At 38.6% G+C, this 1,639-nt stretch carries 2 protein-coding genes; both read right to left on the reverse strand.

Annotated features, from left to right (window positions below):
* Window positions 1-69: 69 nt before the first annotated feature.
* Window positions 70-603, reverse strand: coding sequence for a hypothetical protein (locus NZM04_08640; GenBank protein MCS7064088.1), 534 nt, complete (start codon window positions 601-603; stop codon window positions 70-72).
* Window positions 604-692: 89 nt separating this feature from the next.
* The coding region (locus NZM04_08645) for a hypothetical protein (protein ID MCS7064089.1) at window positions 693-1,639 on the reverse strand (947 nt) is incomplete at its 5' end.

The following is a 1,639-nucleotide window of genomic DNA, read 5'->3' on the forward strand; positions in this document are numbered from 1 at the left end:
ATGCCGTATCGACTCGTAAAGCTGGCTGAGGCTCATTGATAATCAGGATCTTGTTTTAGGGGAAGGGCTTTATTTAGCACTTCTTGGCTTCTTTTCAAATCCACGGTTGACCCAGGCTATGCCATAGCCTAAGGAGTATAAGGCGATACAGCATAACACCCAAAAAAATAGGTATTTTACTAGTAGTGCCGTATTATAAATTACTGCTTCATGCTTTAGTCTATCTATGTATTTCTTTCCAACGAGTCTCATTGCATCTAATCCGTAATCCTCCTTAAATACTAAAACATGGCCATTCGGCACTTTCACGATAACCCTAGTGTCTTTTTCGATATTATTGTTAGATACAGTTTGTGGTAGAGACGGTGACATGGGTGCGGGTGCGGCTTCAGGTGCAGGCGCAGGCGGAGGAGGATTTAGTATTGACTCTATGTATTCGCGATCAAGAATTAACATGTCTTTGTCGCTTTCATTGAATACGTCATAAAATGTATCGTCGTGCTTTACTTCTTCTAAATTAATGGTGTTGTGGTAGTAATGATATGAAAATGGAAAGATGAGTATTATGCTGATAAGAAACCAGAGCCTCTGCCACCCGTTCATGCTAGATAAAATGGATGCAATCTTATTCATAATCACTTACCCATCAGCATGTTACCATAAGGCTCGTGTCGCCGAATATTGCCGCATGTCTAGTTGCTTACGGCGTCTGAGAGTGGCGGCAACAAATTTTTATAGATCTTCAACATGCCATCCTTTCTTATCTCCTCTTGTTTGTGCGCCATGATTTGTATTGCTATCAGGTGATTGTTAAATGCAGTCATATCATTATCATGTTTGAAGATAATCTCGTTATTCTTAATCAGCCATGCTCCTTTCTTTTTGCTTAATAAATCAATAATCTTCTCGGCTTCTAGAATGATATTATATTCCAACCCCCATATAACGTCCATTATTTTACGTGACTCTATCAAGGTGCGGTCATATCCGCGTAGCATAATCTTTTTTTGGTCATCACTTATTTTTAGACTTATGATGTCCAGTCGTGAATCCTCAAGCAACTTGTAAGACAGGGCTCTATATTTATCGACGACATCTTTGGCCTTGTGTATTAATAACTTGCTCTCGCGGAGATCTTTATCCTGCCTTAGTCTTGTGGGGTCCAGTAATGTGTCTATATTAATATCGTCAACCTCTTTTTGGTATTCGTTTCTAAATTTTGCAATTTTTATAAGTAATGTTTTCGTGAAATGTTCTACTTCACCATAAACACCCTTAGCTTTAGGTATTGTGTCAAACGCGGAGATGTCTATATATTGCTCACGACTTCCGTTAGTAACCGAACTGATTAAAACATTGTAACTTTTCAGTATCTCAGCCAACATTATAGAGGCTTCTTTTTCCTTTTGCTGTTGGCTAATCAGATCGCTGGCTATAAATGAACCATATATAGCCATAAAAGACATAAAAGACTTTTTAATGCCCTGTTTCTGTCCAACGACAGAATAGAAGATCGCCCAGAACAAAAGCGCGAAAGGTAGGTTATACCCTATTATTTGAGGAAGATCACTCGTAGTGTTCTTTGTGTGGAATATATAACCATATGCGAGTATCCCTAGACAAATTATTATTAGAGTGC

The sequence above is a fragment of the Candidatus Methylacidiphilales bacterium genome, from assembly GCA_025056655.1.
Classification (GTDB): Bacteria; Verrucomicrobiota; Verrucomicrobiia; order Methylacidiphilales; family JANWVL01; genus JANWVL01.